The organism is Paenibacillus periandrae (assembly GCF_022458865.1).
Lineage (GTDB): Bacteria > Bacillota > Bacilli > Paenibacillales > NBRC-103111 > Paenibacillus_S > Paenibacillus_S periandrae.
The window spans coordinates 1-942 of record NZ_JAJNMU010000096.1 but is presented as its reverse complement, the minus strand read 5'-3'; the positions used below and the strand labels follow the sequence as shown (position 1 = coordinate 942).

Sequence of the window (942 nt, the reverse complement as noted above, 5' to 3'; positions counted from 1 at the left end):
GCACGGTTTGCTCATCGCCGCGTTCAAGTGTATAGAACATAATTAATGGAGTATCGGTATAACAGCTTTCTGTTGGATGTCCGATATTCCGTCCGTACAGCAAAGGCGTGTAACGATATACGAGACCCAGCTCGGAATCGCGGTCCACTAGGTTCACAACCACCGTCTTGACTGAAGCCATTCGGGCATCCGGCGACGACTGCTCGTGAAATTGCAGCTCCGCTTCATACGATCCTTCCTCCAAAAACCCAAGCAGCCGCGGATACTCCAGCCAACGGTCACCGTAGAATAAAACGATATCCTGGTTGTATTCCCCGTTCAGCAAGACCTTGAGCATTACGGACTCCCTGCCCTCAAACCGCCAGTCCCCGTTGCAAGCCGCAGTCAGCGTAAATTCCATAAAACCTGCCTTCGACATATGAAAAGACAGCCGGACACCCTGTCCGGCTTCAACAACCGCCGGATTTTCCGGCTCGAAATGCATCAATTGTTCTCTCATTTATTGTCGTTCCTCCCGAATCATACTGCGAATATAGAAATAACCCATAAACGAGCAAAGCACGAACATAAATACGGCCGTTGCACTCGTTTTGCCGATTTCCTTGTATACGCCGAACATCTGCTCCATTGCGACCCCAAGAACTTGCGGTGCATTGGGACCTATAAGGAACGGTGCGGTGAAGCTGCCGATAATGCCCATGAAGACGAACGTCATCGAGACCAGCATCGTTTTATAGGAAAGGGGGATTATGAATCTAAGCAAAATTTGCAGCCTTCCGGCTCCGGCATCCTTAGCACTCTCCACAATTGAATTTGGAATGCCGGATAGAGCGGAACTGAGCATCATCGTGGTAAACGGAATGTTGAACCAAAGATTGGCAAGCACTAATCCGCTGTAGCTGTATATGATTTTCGGAAAATAGTCTCCGCCGAACAGCAGGA

General features: G+C 49.4%; 1 protein-coding gene and 1 pseudogene. Both read right to left on the bottom strand.

Going from position 1 to position 942, the window contains the following annotated elements:
- Positions 1 to 499, bottom strand: a pseudogene (locus tag LRL21_RS44685) (hypothetical protein); the annotation flags it as partial.
- Positions 500 to 942 (bottom strand): ABC transporter permease subunit (locus LRL21_RS44680; protein ID WP_240422199.1); only part of this gene is annotated, 443 nt, incomplete at its 5' end.